The sequence below is a fragment of the Streptomyces sp. SAS_272 genome (assembly GCF_052543235.1).
Genome location: NZ_JBMNDR010000002.1, coordinates 65,581 through 80,209, shown reverse-complemented (window position 1 = coordinate 80,209; position 14,629 = coordinate 65,581). Strand labels below are relative to the sequence as shown.

Sequence of the window (14,629 nt, the reverse complement as noted above, 5' to 3'; positions counted from 1 at the left end):
GAGGGTCGACCGTGAAGACCATGACGTATTCCGAGTCGCGCGCGCGGTACGCCGAGGTGCTCAACGCAGTCACCGACGACCGCGAGGAGGTCGTCATCACCCGGGCCGGACATGAGCCGGTCGTCATCGTCTCCCTTGAGGACTACGAGTCCCTGAAGGAGACGGCGTACCTGCTGCGAAGCCCGGCGAACGCCCGGCGCCTGCTCGCCTCCATCGACGAGTTGGAGAACGGCGGCGGCACCGTACGCGAGCTGGCGACCGACGAATGAGGGCCGCGAGTTGAAGATCACCTTCTCCTCTCGCGCCTGGGAGGACTACCTGTGGTGGCAGCTTCAGGACCGGAAGATCCTGAAGCGCATCAATACCCTCATCGCGGACATCGCCCGCAACGGCAACGAGGGGATCGGCAAACCGGAACCGCTCAAGCACGGATTCCAGGGCTACTGGTCGCGCCGCATCAACGACGAACACCGACTGATCTACAAGGCCACCGAGGACGCCGTCCTGATCGCACAGTGCCGCTACCACTACGAGAGCTGACCGGGCACAGGACCGAGCAGGCCCACGCGGCCTCCGTCGCCCCCTGGATGACAGTCCGGCCGCGCAGTGGGGGAACGCTGACCCGATCGTCTTTCCTCGCACTCACTCGCGTACCTCGACCGGGCCGAGACTGACGTCGCCGAGCGAACGGAGCACTCACCGCTGCCTGAGGGCGTCGCCACCGTGGGCGACCGCCGGCTGCGCGCCACGAGCGCCGTCGCCACCGACCCCAAGACCTCGGCCACCGCCTGCACGGTCACTTTGACCGAGGCCCTGCCCGCCGGCAGCGACCCGGTGGTCGTCGTGGGGACCTCGTTCCCCATGCGCCACCCGTACGACCTGGTCGCCGGGCCCGCCCATGCCACCGCGGCCGTGCACCAAGAACATGAGACCGACCGGCCCGCTGAGCCTGCAGCCCGGACGTCCGCACACCTTCGGCGGAGTCGCCACGCCGTGGGGCCTGGAGGTCAGCGGCGTGTGGAACCGCTGCGAGTGGGCGAACGGCAAGCGGCGGTACTACTACCCGGCGCGGATCACGCTGAACAGCGTCGGACCGGGCACGGCCCCCGTGCCCGCGTCCTTCTCCGTCGCGCTGGACCCCCAGGTCGTCTCCGACGTCAGGATCGTCGGCGCCCGGCTCGACAACAAGGTGCACGACGCGGGGGTGCGGCTCCTCTCGGACACCCGGACCGCGTCGCTGTTCGAAACCCGCTGGACCACACGTGTGAAGCTCAAGTCCGGCGACCGGCTCGACCTGGGACTTGAAGTGAAGACCCGGAAGCCGACGGGTGACCTGAAGACCGTCGAGCACCCGACCGCAGGGTTGATTGACATGGGCAACCACATCACCCAGCGGCAGACCGACCGGACCTCGATGACCCGGAGCGATTCCAAGTGGGCACAGTCCCCGGTTACGCGTTCATCCTGCCGGCGGTGATCGTCCTGGGATGGATCCTGTCGTGGTGGGGCCGTTCCCGTACGCGGTGGCCGAAGCGCTGACAGCCCCGGAACGCCGACGGGCGTCCGTCCACAGGGTGTGGACGGACGCCCGTCGACGTACAGGCAGGTCGCCGGCGCTACTCGGCGCCCTCGGCGCCGTCCTCCGGCTTCTCGTCGGCCTCGTTGACGGCCGACTCCAGGCCGAGCTGCTCCACGAGCCACTTGTCGAACTCGATGGCCGCTCGCACCCAGCTCACCGTCGAGGAGACGAACAGCTCGATGTTGACCCCGGCGCCGATCAGCAGCTGCGCCTCGCCGATGAGGCGGACGGTGCCGTCGTCGTGGGTGTGGGTGTAGACCTTCGGCCACAGGGTGCGGCGGTTCCAGTCGTCGATCGACTCGAGCAGCTGCACCTTGTCGTCGATCTTGTGGGCCCGGTCGAAGAACGTCCGCACCGAGTAGACCGCCTGGTCACCCTCGCCGCGGAACATGAAGTACGTACGGAACTCCTCCCACGGCGCCGCGAGGTCACCCTCGTCGTCGACGACGTACTTCAGCTCCATCTGGTCGAGGAGCTGCTTCACGAGGTCCTGATCCGGGACGACGGGGCCCGCCGGTCCACCCTGGGGCTCCGGCTCTGGCTGGCCCCCGAAGTTCGGAATCGAGGACGGGTCGATGCTCACCGTGATTTTCCCTTCGTACGGATCCTGCCATCCTCCCCCATGCGGGGAGGGGGGTGGCAAGCCCCGCCGGGGCTGTCAGCCCTGAGCTGACATGATCCGGCCTGTCGTACCAAGGGGTGGTGACGGATGGAGGGGGATCACGTGGCGAAGAACGGGCGGGGCGACACGGGCGAGCGGCCGGGGGCCGACATGCGGCCGGGGCCCGCGGGCCGCACCAGGTGGGGTCTGGTGGCGGCGATCCTGGCTCTTCCGGTGCTGCTGGTGGTCGGCCTGCTGGTGCTGGTGGGCGTCTGGGTGCTGACCGACGACGAGGAGACGGACGGGACCCGTCTGAAGGAGGTGCCCTGCGCCCAGGCGCTGGCGTTCGGCGGGGCCGAGCTGCCGACGGACGTCCGGGACGCGAAGTGCACGGTGCAGTCCTGGCTGGACACCAATTACCAGGCCGACTTCCGCATGCCTCGCGGGGGCGTGAGCGACTGGCTGACGGACGCCTACCCCGACGCTCCCCGGCCGGGCGGCCCGGGCACCAAGGCCTGCGGGTCCGACGTGGACTACTGCTTCCAGCTCGACGTCACCGAGCGTCCCGGGGTGGACGCGTACTACGTCAACGTGAACGTGACGTACGAGAACGCCGAGACCGCGAGGGTGCGGTACTCGGCGTTCACGACGTGACCTGAGCGGGAGCGGGAACGGGCGCAAGAGCAGGCGCAGGCGCAGGCGCAGGCGAGGGGCCGCTACAGCGTCTTGCCCGTCGCCGGGCCCACGATCAGGCCCTCGCCCTCGCCGAAGGTGTCGACCCGGACCGTGTCGCCGTCCTTGACCTCGCCCGCCAGGATCTCCTTGGCCAGGCGGTCGCCGATGGCCGTCTGGACCAGGCGGCGCAGCGGGCGGGCGCCGTACGCGGGGTCGTTGCCCTCGTCGGCGAGCCAGGCGAGGGCCGCGTCGGTGACCTCCAGGGTGAGCCGGCGTTCGGCGAGCCGCTTGGCCAGGCGGTCGATCTGCAGGCGGGCGATCCGGCCGAGCTCGGTCTTGTTCAGGGCCGAGAAGACGACCAGGTCGTCGAGTCGGTTGAGGAACTCCGGCTTGAAGGAGGCCCGCACGACCTCGAGGACCTGTTCCTTCTTCTCCGCCTCGGTGGACAGCGGGTCGACCAGATACTGGCTGCCCAGGTTGGACGTCAGCACCAGGATGGTGTTGCGGAAGTCGACCGTGCGGCCCTGGCCGTCCGTGAGCCGGCCGTCGTCGAGGACCTGGAGCAGGACGTCGAAGACCTCCGGGTGCGCCTTCTCCACCTCGTCGAGCAGGACCACGCTGTACGGGCGCCGGCGCACCGCCTCGGTGAGCTGGCCGCCCTCCTCGTAGCCGACGTAGCCCGGGGGCGCTCCGACGAGGCGGGCGACGCTGTGCTTCTCGCCGTACTCCGACATGTCGATGCGGATCATGGCCCGCTCGTCGTCGAAGAGGAAGTCGGCGAGGGCCTTGGCCAGCTCGGTCTTGCCGACGCCGGTCGGGCCGAGGAAGAGGAAGGAGCCGGTGGGGCGGTCGGGGTCGGCGATGCCCGCACGGGAGCGCCGCACGGCGTCGGAGACCGCCTGGACCGCCTCCGCCTGGCCGATGAGCCGCTTGCCGAGCTCGTCCTCCATGCGGAGCAGCTTCTGCGTCTCGCCCTCGAGGAGGCGGCCGGCCGGGATGCCCGTCCAGGAGGCGACGACGTCGGCGATGTCGTCCGAGCCGACCTCCTCCTTGACCATGGTGTCCTTCGCGGCCTCCTCCTCGGCCTCGGACGCGGCCTCCAGGTCGCGCTCCAGGGCCGGGATCTCGCCGTACAGCAGCTTGCTGGCGGTGTCGAAGTCGCCGTCGCGCTGGGCCCGTTCGGCCTGGCCGCGCAGGTCGTCGAGCTTCTCCTTCAACGCGCCGACCCGGTTGAGGGACTCCTTCTCCTTCTCCCAGCGTGCGGTGAGTCCGCGCAGCTCCTCCTCGCGGTCGGCGAGGTCGCGGCGCAGCTTCTCCAGGCGCTCGCGGGAGGCGGCGTCGGTCTCCTTGCTGAGGGCCAGCTCCTCCATCTTCAGCCGGTCGACGGACCGCTGGAGCTCGTCGATCTCGACCGGGGAGGAGTCGATCTCCATGCGGAGGCGGGAGGCGGCCTCGTCGACGAGGTCGATGGCCTTGTCGGGGAGGAAGCGGGAGGTGATGTACCGGTCGGAGAGGGTGGCGGCGGCGACCAGCGCCGCGTCCGCGATCTGCACCTTGTGGTGGGCCTCGTAGCGGCCCTTGAGTCCGCGCAGGATGGCGATGGTGTCCTCGACCGTCGGCTCGGCCACCAGCACCTGCTGGAAGCGGCGCTCCAGAGCCGGGTCCTTCTCGATCCGCTCGCGGTACTCGTCGAGCGTCGTGGCGCCGACCATGCGCAGTTCGCCGCGGGCCAGCATCGGCTTGAGCATGTTGCCGGCGTCCATGGCGGAGTCGCCGCCGGCGCCCGCGCCCACGACGGTGTGCAGCTCGTCGATGAAGGTGATGATCTGCCCGTCGGAGTCCTTGATCTCGGCCAGGACGGTCTTCAGCCGCTCCTCGAACTCGCCCCGGTACTTGGCGCCCGCGACCATCGCGCCGAGGTCGAGCGCGACGAGCCGCTTGTTCTTGAGGGACTCGGGCACATCGCCCTTGACGATCCGCTGGGCGAGCCCCTCGACGACGGCGGTCTTGCCGACGCCGGGCTCGCCGATGAGGACGGGGTTGTTCTTGGTGCGGCGGGACAGCACCTGCACGACGCGCCGGATCTCGGTGTCCCGGCCGATGACGGGGTCGAGCTTGCCCTCGCGGGCGGCGGCGGTGAAGTCGGTGCCGAACTTCTCCAGGGCCTTGTACTGGCCCTCCGGGTCGGCGCTGGTCACCCGGCGTCCGCCGCGGGCCTTCTGGAAGGCCTCCTGGAGCTTCTTCGCCGTCGCGCCCTGCCGGGTGAGCACCTCGGCGGCCGGGCCGCCCTTGGCGGCGATGCCGAGGAGCAGGTGCTCGGTGGACAGGTAGTCGTCCCCCAGGTCGCGGGCGCGGTTCTGCGCGTCGGCGACGACGGCCAGCATGTCGCGGTTGGGCTGCGGGGGCGCGACGGTGGACCCGGCCACGCTGGGCAGCGAGCCGAGGGCCTTCTCGGCCCCGGCCCGGACGGCCGCCTGGTCGGCGTCCACCGCGGCGAGCAGGTCGATGATGTTCTCGTTGTCCTGGCCCTGCAGCAACGCGAGCAGCAGGTGGGCGGGGGTGAGGTCGGCGTGCCCTTCGGACACGGCCCTGCTGCTGGCCGCGTTGATCGCGTCCCGGCTCCGGTTGGTCAGCTCGGCGTCCACGTTCGCTGTCTCCTCCTTGCGTCAGCGCTCTCCCAGTACTGACTCAGTCAGCGTACACAAAGTTGAGCCTATTCCGCTCAAGGTGCTCTCCTGTTCTCCCGTGTTCCCCTGGCGTGCGCCGCGCAACCGGGAGGCAGTAGGTTCCGGGCATGGCCACACCTCCCCAGGATCCTGGCGCGCCGGACGCGCCCTACCTCGCCTTCTGGCGCGAACGGCACCTGTGCACGCTGACCACGTCGCGTCCGGACGGCAGTCCGCACGTGGTGCCGGTCGGCGTCACCTACGACCCCGAGCACCGCCTCGCCCGGGTCATCGCCGACGGGGCGAGCAGGAAGGTGCGCAACGTCCTGGCGGCGGAGCCGGCCGGGGCGCGGGTCGCGGTGTGCCAGATGGAAGGCCGGCGCTGGGCCACGCTGGAGGGGCTGGCCTTCGTCCGCACGGACCGGGAGCGGGTCGCGGAGGCGGAGCGCCGGTACGCGCAGCGCTACGGGCGTGAGCCCAGGCCGAACCCCTCGCGCGTGGTGATCGAGATCGAGCTGACCCGGGCGATGGGACGAGGCTGACCCGGACGACGGGACGCGGCCGACGCGGGTGATGGGACGCGGCCGACCCGGCGGGGAGGACGGGACCGACCCGGCGGGGGGACGGGACCGACCCGGACGGGGGGACGGGACCGACCCGGACGGGGGGACGGGACCGACCCGGACGGGGGGACGGGACCGACCCGGACGGGGGGACGGGACCGACCCGGACGGGGGCGGATGAGGCCGGAGTGGCCAGGTGACCGAAACCCGCCCCGTCGATTTCCGGCCAAGGCTCAAGCAGGCGCATACCGGAAATGTCCCCGGAAACTGCAGCGGCGTCACCGTGTTCAGGTCACGGTGACGCCGCTGCGGGGGGGAAGCACCTGAGCGATCTTTTACGACGGGGGAATCGCGTCAGGCACTGCGGGGGGTGGCTGAGATGGTCTTCAGGGGCAGAGCCTCGGGCTCCACCAGCCTGTGATCACGCTGGTCCAGATTCACAAAGATCATTCCGTACCGGATGGCGCACCGCACGGGCTGCGGCGCCCCCCGGGGCTTGCGCAGGCACCGGTAGGCCCGTACGTCCTCGTCCTCGTCGCGGGTCACCACCACCGGCTCGCCGAACACCGTCACCATCAACGAGTCACCACTGTGGGGGATGGCGGTGACCAGATCGATGAAGTGCCAGCCGGAGCGGTAGGCGGTGGCCATTTCGCGGCGGAAGGAGCGGTCGTCGGGTGGCGTGGTCATGACTCGGCGACCCACGTGCTGTCGCGAGGCGTGATCCACGTGCTGTCACCCAGCGCCGCCGCCGTGACGACCCAGGTGCTGTCGGCAGGAGCGGTCCACGTGCTGTCCGCAGGAGCGGCCCAGGTGCTGTCGGCGGGCGCGACCCACGTGCTGTCCGCCGGAGTGTCCCAGGTGCTGTCACCGGCCGTCACGACGGTGCCGGCGCCGGGACTCCAGGTACTGTCGCCCGCCGTGTCGCCCGTCGTCCCCGCAAGGCCGCTCAGAGCTCCGAAGGCCAAGGCGGCGGAGAAGGCGGCGGCGAGCGCCGAGCGAAGCATTCTCTTATGCATAGTCGGCTTCGTCCTCATTTGAAGGTCACCTCTCCCCCGTCGACTACGACGATGGCCCATTCGGGCACGTCATGGCCACACAATCGATGCATCATGTTCCTGCACGTTCAGGACCCTGGGGGGTGGAGATTTGACGAAAAATGAGGCAAAGCCGACACATCCTCATGCGACCACTGAGCTGTGCGAGGAAGGTCGCCGTCTCTACGGGAACGCTCTTCGGACGGGCCGGGTGGCCCGCGCGGACGTGGAGCCTGCTCCGTGTCTGATGGAGTTCGCCCTGCTCCACGCGGACCCCGACGACGCGAACTGGCTCCGCCCGGTGCCCCCGTCGATCGCTCTGTCCCAGCTGCTCAACCCGATCGAGCGCGAGATCACGCAGCGCAGACGGCTGTCGGTGGAACTCGCCGACGCTTTCGAGCCGTTCATGACCCTCAGCGCCCAGCCGACGCCGACCACGCACTCCATCACGGTGCTGGAGGGCGTCGACCGGATCAACGCGGCGCTCGACCTGGCCACGTCCCAGTGCCAGACCGAGATGCTCACCGTCCAGCCGAGCCGGCGACGCCTGGAGCACACCCTCGTGCAGGGGCTCGAACGCGACCGCCCGCTGATCGAACGCGGCTGCCGCATCCGGACGCTCTACCAGCACACGGCCCGCTACAGCCCCGAGACGCTGGCGTACGTCTCGCAGTTCACGGACGGCAAGGTGGAGTACCGCACCATCGACGAACTCGTGGAGCGGCTGATCATCTGCGACGAGACCGTGGCCTTCATCCCGACCCGGGACGACGGCCAGGTCGCCCTCGAGCTCCGGCACCCCGGGCTCGTCCGCTATCTGATCAAGGTCTTCGAGTTCATGTGGGGCCGCGCGGTCCCGCTGGCCACCGGCGCCCCCTACGAGACCGCGCCCGACGGCATCACGGACATCCAGCACTCCATCGCCAAGCTCCTCGTCGAGGGGCACGTCGACGAGGCGATCGCCCGCCGGCTGGGCATGAACGTACGCACCTGCCGTGCCCACATCGCCAAGCTCGCCACCGCGCTGGGCAGCGGCAGCCGCGCCCAACTCGGCTTCCTCATAGCCCAGTCGGGAATCCTCAAACAGCAGCCCTGACGTCCGCCCGAAAAAACGAAGGTCATGCATGACGACACCGGAGCACCGGTACGGTCCGGAGGAACCGTGCGCGGCGGCGGCCCGGGACCCGCATGCCCGGCGTCCGCAGCTCCCGCGCGCGTTCGCCCGGCGCCCGGCCGGCCTGCCTGTCGGGCAGCCCGGCGTCCACGAACCGCAGGGAGCACCGCAGTGAGCGCGCCGCCGCACCCCGACCACGGCGTGGAGGACCTGTGCGCCGCCGGCACGCGGCTCTACGAGCAGGCTCTGCGCTGCGGACGCCTGAAGACCGAGGAGGCCGAGACGGCGGCCCCCTGCCTGCTCGCCCTCGGCCTGCTCCACCCCACCGTGGACGACGTGGCCCAACTCGAGCCGGTGGCCCCGGCCGTGGCCCTGCACCGGCTGCTGCGCGCCTCGGGGGCCCGGATCGCCGCGGAACGGCGCCGTGAGGAACGGCTGTCGACGCTCTTCGCACCGCTGATGCACAGAGAAGGACAGAGCGCCGCGCCCTCCGGCCCCGCCTCGCTGCGCATCCTCAGCGGCACGGAGCGGATCAACGAGGCCATCACCGAGGCGATGGCCGAGGCGACGAGCGAGGTGCTCTGCATCCAGCCGCACGTCCACTACAGCGGCCCGCGCGGCGAGCGGGCCCAGCCCGTCGCGATGGACCGCGACCAGGCCCTGCTCGACCGCGGCTGCCGCATCCGCACCCTCTACCAGCACACCCAGCGCCACCAGCCGCTGGTGCTGGCCCGCTACGAGCAGCTCCGGGGAGACGCGGAGGCCCGCACCCTCGACGAGGTCACCGACCGCCTCATCGTCATCGACGGCACGGTCGCCTTCATCCCCGCCGGCGAGGAAGGCCGACTGGCCCTGGAGGTCCGCCACCCCGCCCTCCTCACCTACTTCACCACCACCTTCGACCGGCTCTGGCGGCTGGCCCTCCCGATGTACCCGCAGGCGGTCCACCGGCTGTCCCGGGGCGGCGTCACGCCCCGGCAGCAGGCCATCGCGGCCCTTCTGGTCGAGGGCCACACCGACGCCGTCATCGCCGACCGCCTCGGCATGAACATCCGCACCGCGCGCGTCCACATCGCCAAGCTCGCCGCCACCCTCGGCAGCGAGAGCCGCGCCCAACTCGGCTACCTCATCGGGCAGTCGGGAATCCTCGACCGGGACCAGCGCCGCGGCCGGGCGCAGACGCCCGGGCAGGAGGAGGAACCGGAGCGATAGCCGCAGCGGTGGCCGGCCCGTGAGGCGGCCGGAGCGGTGGCCGGCCCGTGAGGCGGCCGGAGCAGTGGCCGGCCCGTGAGGCGGCCGGAGCAGTGGCCGGCCCGTGAGGCGGCCGGATCAGTGGCCGGCCCGTGAGACATCCGGATCGGTGGCCTACGAGGAGGGGACGGGAGCGGTCGCCTACGAGGAGGGGGCGGGAGCCGCGGAAGAGCCGGATCCCGGCGCAGGAACGCCGACGGAGCCATCCGTCCCCGCAGCCCCGCCCGACGCGCCCGTCCCCGCAGCCCCGCCCGACGCGCTCGCGCTCCCCGCCGCCCCGCCCGGCGCGCTCGCGCTCTCCGCCACCCCGCCCGACGTGCTCGCGCTCTCCGCCACCCCGCCCGACGTGCTTGCGCTCTCCGCCGCCCCGCCCGGCACGCTCTCCCGCACCGCGTCTTCGCCCTCTCCCGACGGGCGGTCGAGGCCCACCTGGGCGATGCGCACGCCCAGTTGGGTCCGGCTCGCCGCGCCCAGCGTCTCCGAGAGGCGGGCGATGTGGGCCCGGCAGGTGCGGACGCTGATGCCGAGCCGCTCGGCGATCACCGCGTCCTGGTGGCCCTCGGCCAGCAGCGCGGCGATGGACTGCTCGCGGTGCGAGATGCCCTCGATGCGGGTGTCGGGGAGCGGAGCGGTCAGCGGGACGCCCAGCCGCCAGAGCCGCTCGAAGACCGTCACCAGGTAGGAGATCAGGGCCGGGTGGCGCAGCTCCAGGGCCATGGTGCGGTCGGTGTTGGCGGGGATGAAGGCGACCGTCCGGTCGAAGAGGATCAGCCGGTCGATGACCTCGTCCAGGGTGCGGGCCTCGACCGTGTCGCCCATCAGATCCAGGTAGTTGAGCAGGCCCTGACCGTGCCGGGCGACATGGTTGTAGAGGTCCCGCATGCGCACACCGCGACCGCGAAGCTCCAGCGCGCGGTGCAGTCCCTCCGACAGCTCGTGCTCACGCCGGATGCCGCCGGGCTGCACGGTGAGCACTTCGGTCGTGCACGCCTCGGTCGCCGCGTCGAGGGCGGCCTGGATGCGCGAGGCGCCGTCCAGGACGCGGATCGCCGCTCCCTCGCCGGCGCTCGTGCCGCGCGCGGGACCGCCCAGACCGGCGTACCACTCGAAGGCGGCGACCGCCGAGCCCATCCGCCGTTGACTGGCGCTCACCTCGTCGTAGACTCCGCGCAGCAGACGGGTCATGACCTCCTGCGGGGAGGTCGGCACCAGCCACTCCATGTCGTCGGGGTCGGGGTGCAGCAGGGCCAGCTCCAGGAGACAGGGAACCGCCTCCGAGTCGGTGCGCGCCACCCGGCCGCGCCGTACGGCCCGGGAGTACACGCGGTCCCCGGCCTCGCACAGTCGGTCGGCGCCATGTGGATGCTCCTCCGCCCCGTGCCTGGCCATCGCGCATCCCACCCCCGCCGTACGCCGCTTCCGGAGCGCAACTATGCGCGGCCCGGACGAGGTCCGCAACACGGCTCCTCCGGTCCGAGGCTGGAAAAACCACCCGTCTGTGCGATTTTCTCCCAGCCTCCTCCCCTCACGTTGCAACAAGCTGACGGTGGTGCAGGACGGCTGCGACGGTGCATCGTTGATTCCGCTTCTCCCCCGGGTGCTCCGCACCCGGGGGGAGACGCAACCGACCCGGCCGGGCCACGGGGGAGTCCGGCCGGGCAGCCCGAGGGGGGCGACGACGGGGGAACTACGGGGGAATGCGAGCACCGGCCCGGCGCGGTAGGCGCCGGGCCGGTGATCTTCTCGCCGGGGTCTCAGCCAGGGCCGCCGCAGCCGCAGAGGCGGGCGTCGGCCGAAGGCTCAGATCAGGTTGAGGGCCTCGCAGGCGGACTTGTACTTCGCGGTGCAGATGTCGGAGGCCTTGTAGATGCCGTCGGCGATGACGGTCTGCTGGATGTTCTTCTTCGTCAGCGCGACCACCGTGACCAGCTTGGCCGGAATGGCCTTGTCGGTCGGGCTGTCGACCGTGTCGCGGGTGAGGGCCTCGAACTGGAGGTCACGTCCCTGGACCTTGGCGACGGCGGCCTCGGCGGCGGCCTCGGCCATCGCCGGGTAGGGCTTGTAGACGCTCATGAACTGCTCGCCGCTGATGATCCGCTGCACGGCGGGCAGTTCGGCGTCCTGACCGGTGATCGGGGGCAGGTCGGTGTCCTTGACGCCCGCCGCCTCCAAGGCCTTGATGATGCCGCCGGCCATGGCGTCGTTGGCGGAGTAGACGCCGGCGATGTTGGACTTGCCGATCGCCTCGATCGCCTTCGTCATGCTGGCCTGGGCGACCTCGGGGCTCCACTTGTCGGTGTCGTAAGACTTTGCGATCGTGACCCGTCCGCTGATCTCGCTGAGCGCGCCCGCCTTGAACTGGCCGGCGTTCGGGTCCGCGGGCGAGCCGTTCACCATGACGATCTTGTCGGACACGCCGGCGTTCGGAATGGCCTCGACGAGGCTGCGTCCCTGCACCTCGCCGACGAGCTCGTTGTCGAAGGAGACGTACGCGTCGATCGGGCCCTGGGCCAGGCGGTCATAGGCGATGACCGGAATGTTCGCCTCCTTGGCCTTCTTCACCATGGGCGCGATCGCCTTCGCGTCGACGGCGTCCAGCAGAATGATGTCGACCTTGTCGTCGATCATCTTCTGCATCTGCCGGTCCTGGGTCTTCTCGTCCGAGGCGGCGTTGGCGTAGTCGGTCCTGCCCTGGTTGTCCGTGAGCGCCGCGACCTTCTTCTTGATGATCGGGTAGTCGAACTCCGCGTACCGGGTGTTCGTCTCCTCCGGCATCAGCACGCCCACCGTGATCGCGTTGCTCCGGGTCGGTGTCGCGCTGCCGGTCTTCTCCGAGGCCCCCAGCATCCCGCACCCGGCAAGTGAGAGGGACATCGCGGAGGCGACGACAGCTATGGCGATACGACGCATTTCGGGTGCTCACTTCAGGTGCGTTCGGGGCGTTGCGGACCGGGGTGCGGCATTGGTGACCCGGGTATCTGAGAAGCCAACGCGGCGGCGACCGCCGTCGTCAAGCAGAACCGCTTAACGAAGGAGCAACGTCACACTCCGCTCAGGGTGTGAAGACACATGGAGACGAAGCGGAGGCCCTGAAAAGGTCTGACCGGACAAATCAGGCGAAGGGCGGGCCAAGGAACCACAGGGCCGGCGCGGGCCGTCGAGGACCTCTCCCGGACCTCGCCGACGTCGGCGCCGGCCCGCCCCGCCCCTAGTCGGTCTTCTTCAGGACGACGCACCAGTCGTCGCTGCCGGGGTTCTCCACCCTGTCGACCTTCCAGTTCTCGTCCCGGACGGCGAAGGAGTCACCCACTTCGAGGGTGTACCTCCGCTCGTCTTCCGCCGCCACTCCCAACCTCACCGTCAGCGGCGCCCCGGGACGGGCGTCCACATGAATGACCCCGAATTGAATCCCGTCCTCGAACGCGGGAATTCCGTGGACGAGCCTGACTTCGGACATGACCATCACTCCAGTGTGACGTAGCTGGGTTTTATGTATTTCTTGAACTCGGAGACCGTCAGTTCTTCGGGGTGGTTGATGTTGTGGGGATTCCGCAGATGGAAGAGTCCCCGGTCGTCCACCTCGGTCACCTCGTAGGCATGCCCGGAAATGAGGTCCTTGGCGAGGGGCGCCTCGCTCCTCTCCCTCGACACCGTACCCACGAGAACGGGGCAGTTGTCCGCGAGTTTCCCCCGGATGTCCTCGATCAGCTGACGGTCCGCGCTGCGTCCCTGCATGTCGTATCCGCTGGGGAATTCCACGACGGACGAGGGACGGCCCGTCAGCTGGGTGAGCACCTCGGCACGCTCGTTGCCGTAACTGCCGTTGTCCAGTCGCACATACCCCTGGGTGCCGGCATCCGCCGTCGGGTGCTGGCGGTCCCACTTCGCCCGCCGTTCGTCGTCCCACGTCTGGTCCACACCGGCGATCGCCTTCTCCAGGATCGCCGGCCAGGCCACTCCCACTTCGGCCGTCCGCGCGAACGCCGCCCTGTCGGGCACCTCCGAGAACACCGGCAGCTCGGAGGTGACGGTGAGCCGGACGGGCCGCCCGGTCGGCTCGTAACGATCCCGCGAGGCCGCGTATTTCGTCTCGTGAAGAGTCACCTCATAGGCGCCGTCGTCGCGTTCCCGCACTACGTCACGAATGGTGTCCGGCAGATGGCCGGCGACGGCGCCCATGGTGGAGATCATCCCGCAGTCGCCGATACCGCCCTGGCGCGTCTGCTCCCGTCGCGGCGGACCGTCGAACAGCGGGACACGCGTGCCGTCTTCGCGTTCCAGCGGATTTCCGTAGCGATCCGGACGCGCGTTCAGGGCCTGCGGGTTGTGGATGTCCGGCCGGTCCACGACGGACTGGACCTCCGTCGGCTTGTCCTGGCCCCGCACCGCGGCGACGGCGTCCTTGAGACGCCCCATCAGGCCACGTCCCGGCGACTGGTCGGCCTCCTCGGCCGCCGGCGCACCCTCCGCCGCCCCGGCCGCCCCGGCCGCCCCGGCCGCCTGGTCCTGGGAGTCTGCGTCCCCGCCGGCCTCCTCTTCGGACGGCCCCTCGCCTGCCTCCTCACCCTCGACGGCCACCTCGCCCTCCTCGACCATGTCCGGCGCGGCCTCCTCGTCCGACGGCTCCCACGGGTCTGCCGACTCGGGCGAATCCGACGACTCCAACGACTCCGACGACTCCGACGACTCCAGCAGCTCAGACGTGTCCCCCGGGCCCTGAGCGTCCGCCGGGCCTGCCGGAACCGCCGGGTCCGCCGGGTCCGCCGGTTCAGATGACTCCGGCTGCTCAGCCTGGTCCGCCTTCTCGGACGGCTCCGGCTGATCGGACGGCTCGAACGGCTCTCGCTGCTCGGACGGCTCCGGCTGCTCGGGCGGCTCCGGCTGTTCGTGCGGGTCTGGCGGCTCCGGCTCCTCCGACGGGCCCACCGGGTCCGCCGCTTCAGATGACTCCGACTGCTCCGGCTGCTCGGCCGGGTCCGCCGGGTCCGCCGCTTCAGATGACTCCGGCTGCTCCGGCTGCTCTGCCAGGTCCGCCTGGCCTGCCGGGTCTACCGGATCTGCCGGCTCCAGCGGCTCCAGCGGCTCCAGCGGCTCGGACGGCTCTCCCACTTCTGATGGCTCCCGCTGCTCCGGTTGCTCCGGC

The 14,629-nt window shown here is 70.6% G+C and carries 14 protein-coding genes and 1 pseudogene; 8 read left to right on the top strand and 7 right to left on the bottom strand.

The window, feature by feature from the left end:
- Window positions 1–11: 11 nt before the first annotated feature.
- The 3 genes from ACN6LD_RS01960 to ACN6LD_RS01950 all read left to right on the top strand — a co-directional run bounded on the left by ACN6LD_RS01960 (window position 12) and on the right by ACN6LD_RS01950 (window position 1,477).
- Complete coding sequence (locus ACN6LD_RS01960) at window positions 12–269, top strand: type II toxin-antitoxin system Phd/YefM family antitoxin (RefSeq protein ID WP_319188150.1); 258 nt, start codon at window positions 12–14, stop codon at window positions 267–269.
- Window positions 270–279: 10 nt separating this feature from the next.
- Window positions 280–540, top strand: coding sequence for a Txe/YoeB family addiction module toxin (locus tag ACN6LD_RS01955; protein WP_046730454.1), 261 nt, complete (start codon window positions 280–282; stop codon window positions 538–540).
- Between the two features lie 385 nt (window positions 541–925).
- Entirely contained in the window at window positions 926–1,477 is a 552-nt protein-coding gene (locus ACN6LD_RS01950; protein ID WP_445042343.1) for a hypothetical protein, read from the top strand.
- A gap of 139 nt (window positions 1,478–1,616) precedes the next feature.
- Here the strand turns inward: ACN6LD_RS01950 and ACN6LD_RS01945 are convergent, their stop codons facing one another.
- On the bottom strand, window positions 1,617–2,162 hold the full coding sequence (locus ACN6LD_RS01945; RefSeq protein ID WP_319188155.1) for a YbjN domain-containing protein: 546 nt from the start codon (window positions 2,160–2,162) through the stop codon (window positions 1,617–1,619).
- A 141-nt stretch (window positions 2,163–2,303) separates the two neighbouring features.
- On the opposite strand from ACN6LD_RS01945, the gene ACN6LD_RS01940 reads away from it, so the two are divergent.
- Window positions 2,304–2,834 (top strand): hypothetical protein, encoded by a 531-nt coding sequence (locus ACN6LD_RS01940; protein WP_445042342.1) that lies wholly within the window; start codon window positions 2,304–2,306, stop codon window positions 2,832–2,834.
- A gap of 62 nt (window positions 2,835–2,896) precedes the next feature.
- Here the strand turns inward: ACN6LD_RS01940 and clpB are convergent, their stop codons facing one another.
- Window positions 2,897–5,500: an ATP-dependent chaperone ClpB gene (gene clpB, locus ACN6LD_RS01935; RefSeq protein WP_319188159.1), complete on the bottom strand. Its 2,604-nt coding sequence runs from the start codon at window positions 5,498–5,500 to the stop codon at window positions 2,897–2,899.
- 149 nt (window positions 5,501–5,649) lie between these two features.
- Here clpB and ACN6LD_RS01930 point away from each other — a divergent pair, with 149 nt between their 5' ends.
- The gene (locus tag ACN6LD_RS01930) at window positions 5,650–6,063 is read left to right on the top strand and encodes a pyridoxamine 5'-phosphate oxidase family protein (protein ID WP_319188161.1); all 414 of its coding nucleotides are present in this window, start codon (window positions 5,650–5,652) and stop codon (window positions 6,061–6,063) included.
- A gap of 375 nt (window positions 6,064–6,438) precedes the next feature.
- Here ACN6LD_RS01930 and ACN6LD_RS01925 read toward each other — a convergent pair whose 3' ends face one another.
- Window positions 6,439–6,774 (bottom strand): Rieske (2Fe-2S) protein, encoded by a 336-nt coding sequence (locus ACN6LD_RS01925; RefSeq protein ID WP_057577939.1) that lies wholly within the window; start codon window positions 6,772–6,774, stop codon window positions 6,439–6,441.
- A gap of 39 nt (window positions 6,775–6,813) precedes the next feature.
- Between ACN6LD_RS01925 and ACN6LD_RS01920 the strand changes: the two genes are divergently transcribed.
- The 3 genes from ACN6LD_RS01920 (at window position 6,814) to ACN6LD_RS01910 (ending at window position 9,447) form a co-directional block, all read left to right on the top strand.
- Window positions 6,814–7,125 carry a hypothetical protein gene (locus ACN6LD_RS01920; protein ID WP_445042341.1) on the top strand — a complete coding sequence of 104 codons (312 nt, stop codon included), beginning with the start codon at window positions 6,814–6,816 and terminating at the stop codon, window positions 7,123–7,125.
- Between the two features lie 243 nt (window positions 7,126–7,368).
- Entirely contained in the window at window positions 7,369–8,217 is an 849-nt protein-coding gene (locus ACN6LD_RS01915; protein WP_057577941.1) for a helix-turn-helix domain-containing protein, read from the top strand.
- A 189-nt stretch (window positions 8,218–8,406) separates the two neighbouring features.
- A complete protein-coding gene (locus ACN6LD_RS01910; protein WP_319188166.1) occupies window positions 8,407–9,447 on the top strand; it encodes a helix-turn-helix transcriptional regulator in 1,041 nt (346 codons plus the stop codon).
- 447 nt (window positions 9,448–9,894) lie between these two features.
- Here ACN6LD_RS01910 and ACN6LD_RS01905 read toward each other — a convergent pair.
- The 4 genes and pseudogenes from ACN6LD_RS01905 to ACN6LD_RS01890 form a co-directional block, all read right to left on the bottom strand.
- A pseudogene (locus ACN6LD_RS01905) lies at window positions 9,895–10,875 on the bottom strand (helix-turn-helix transcriptional regulator); the annotation flags it as partial.
- Window positions 10,876–11,286: 411 nt separating this feature from the next.
- Window positions 11,287–12,396, bottom strand: coding sequence for a sugar ABC transporter substrate-binding protein (locus ACN6LD_RS01900; RefSeq protein ID WP_445042340.1), 1,110 nt, complete (start codon window positions 12,394–12,396; stop codon window positions 11,287–11,289).
- A 298-nt stretch (window positions 12,397–12,694) separates the two neighbouring features.
- Window positions 12,695–12,943 carry a DUF6406 domain-containing protein gene (locus ACN6LD_RS01895; protein WP_445042339.1) on the bottom strand — a complete coding sequence of 83 codons (249 nt, stop codon included), beginning with the start codon at window positions 12,941–12,943 and terminating at the stop codon, window positions 12,695–12,697.
- 5 nt (window positions 12,944–12,948) lie between these two features.
- Window positions 12,949–14,595, bottom strand: coding sequence for a hypothetical protein (locus ACN6LD_RS01890; RefSeq protein ID WP_445042338.1), 1,647 nt, complete (start codon window positions 14,593–14,595; stop codon window positions 12,949–12,951).
- Between the last annotated feature and the right edge of the window lie 34 nt (window positions 14,596–14,629).

What these genes read in the sequence shown, in the direction of transcription:
- ACN6LD_RS01925 (WP_057577939.1), bottom strand. Translation starts at nt 6,774, where the DNA reads ATGACCACGCCACCCGACGACCGCTCCTTCCGCCGCGAAATGGCCACC.
- ACN6LD_RS01895 (WP_445042339.1), bottom strand. Translation starts at nt 12,943, where the DNA reads ATGTCCGAAGTCAGGCTCGTCCACGGAATTCCCGCGTTCGAGGACGGG.
- ACN6LD_RS01900 (WP_445042340.1), bottom strand. Translation starts at nt 12,396, where the DNA reads ATGCGTCGTATCGCCATAGCTGTCGTCGCCTCCGCGATGTCCCTCTCA.
- ACN6LD_RS01950 (WP_445042343.1), top strand. Translation starts at nt 926, where the DNA reads ATGAGACCGACCGGCCCGCTGAGCCTGCAGCCCGGACGTCCGCACACC.
- ACN6LD_RS01915 (WP_057577941.1), top strand. Translation starts at nt 7,369, where the DNA reads ATGGAGTTCGCCCTGCTCCACGCGGACCCCGACGACGCGAACTGGCTC.
- ACN6LD_RS01930 (WP_319188161.1), top strand. Translation starts at nt 5,650, where the DNA reads ATGGCCACACCTCCCCAGGATCCTGGCGCGCCGGACGCGCCCTACCTC.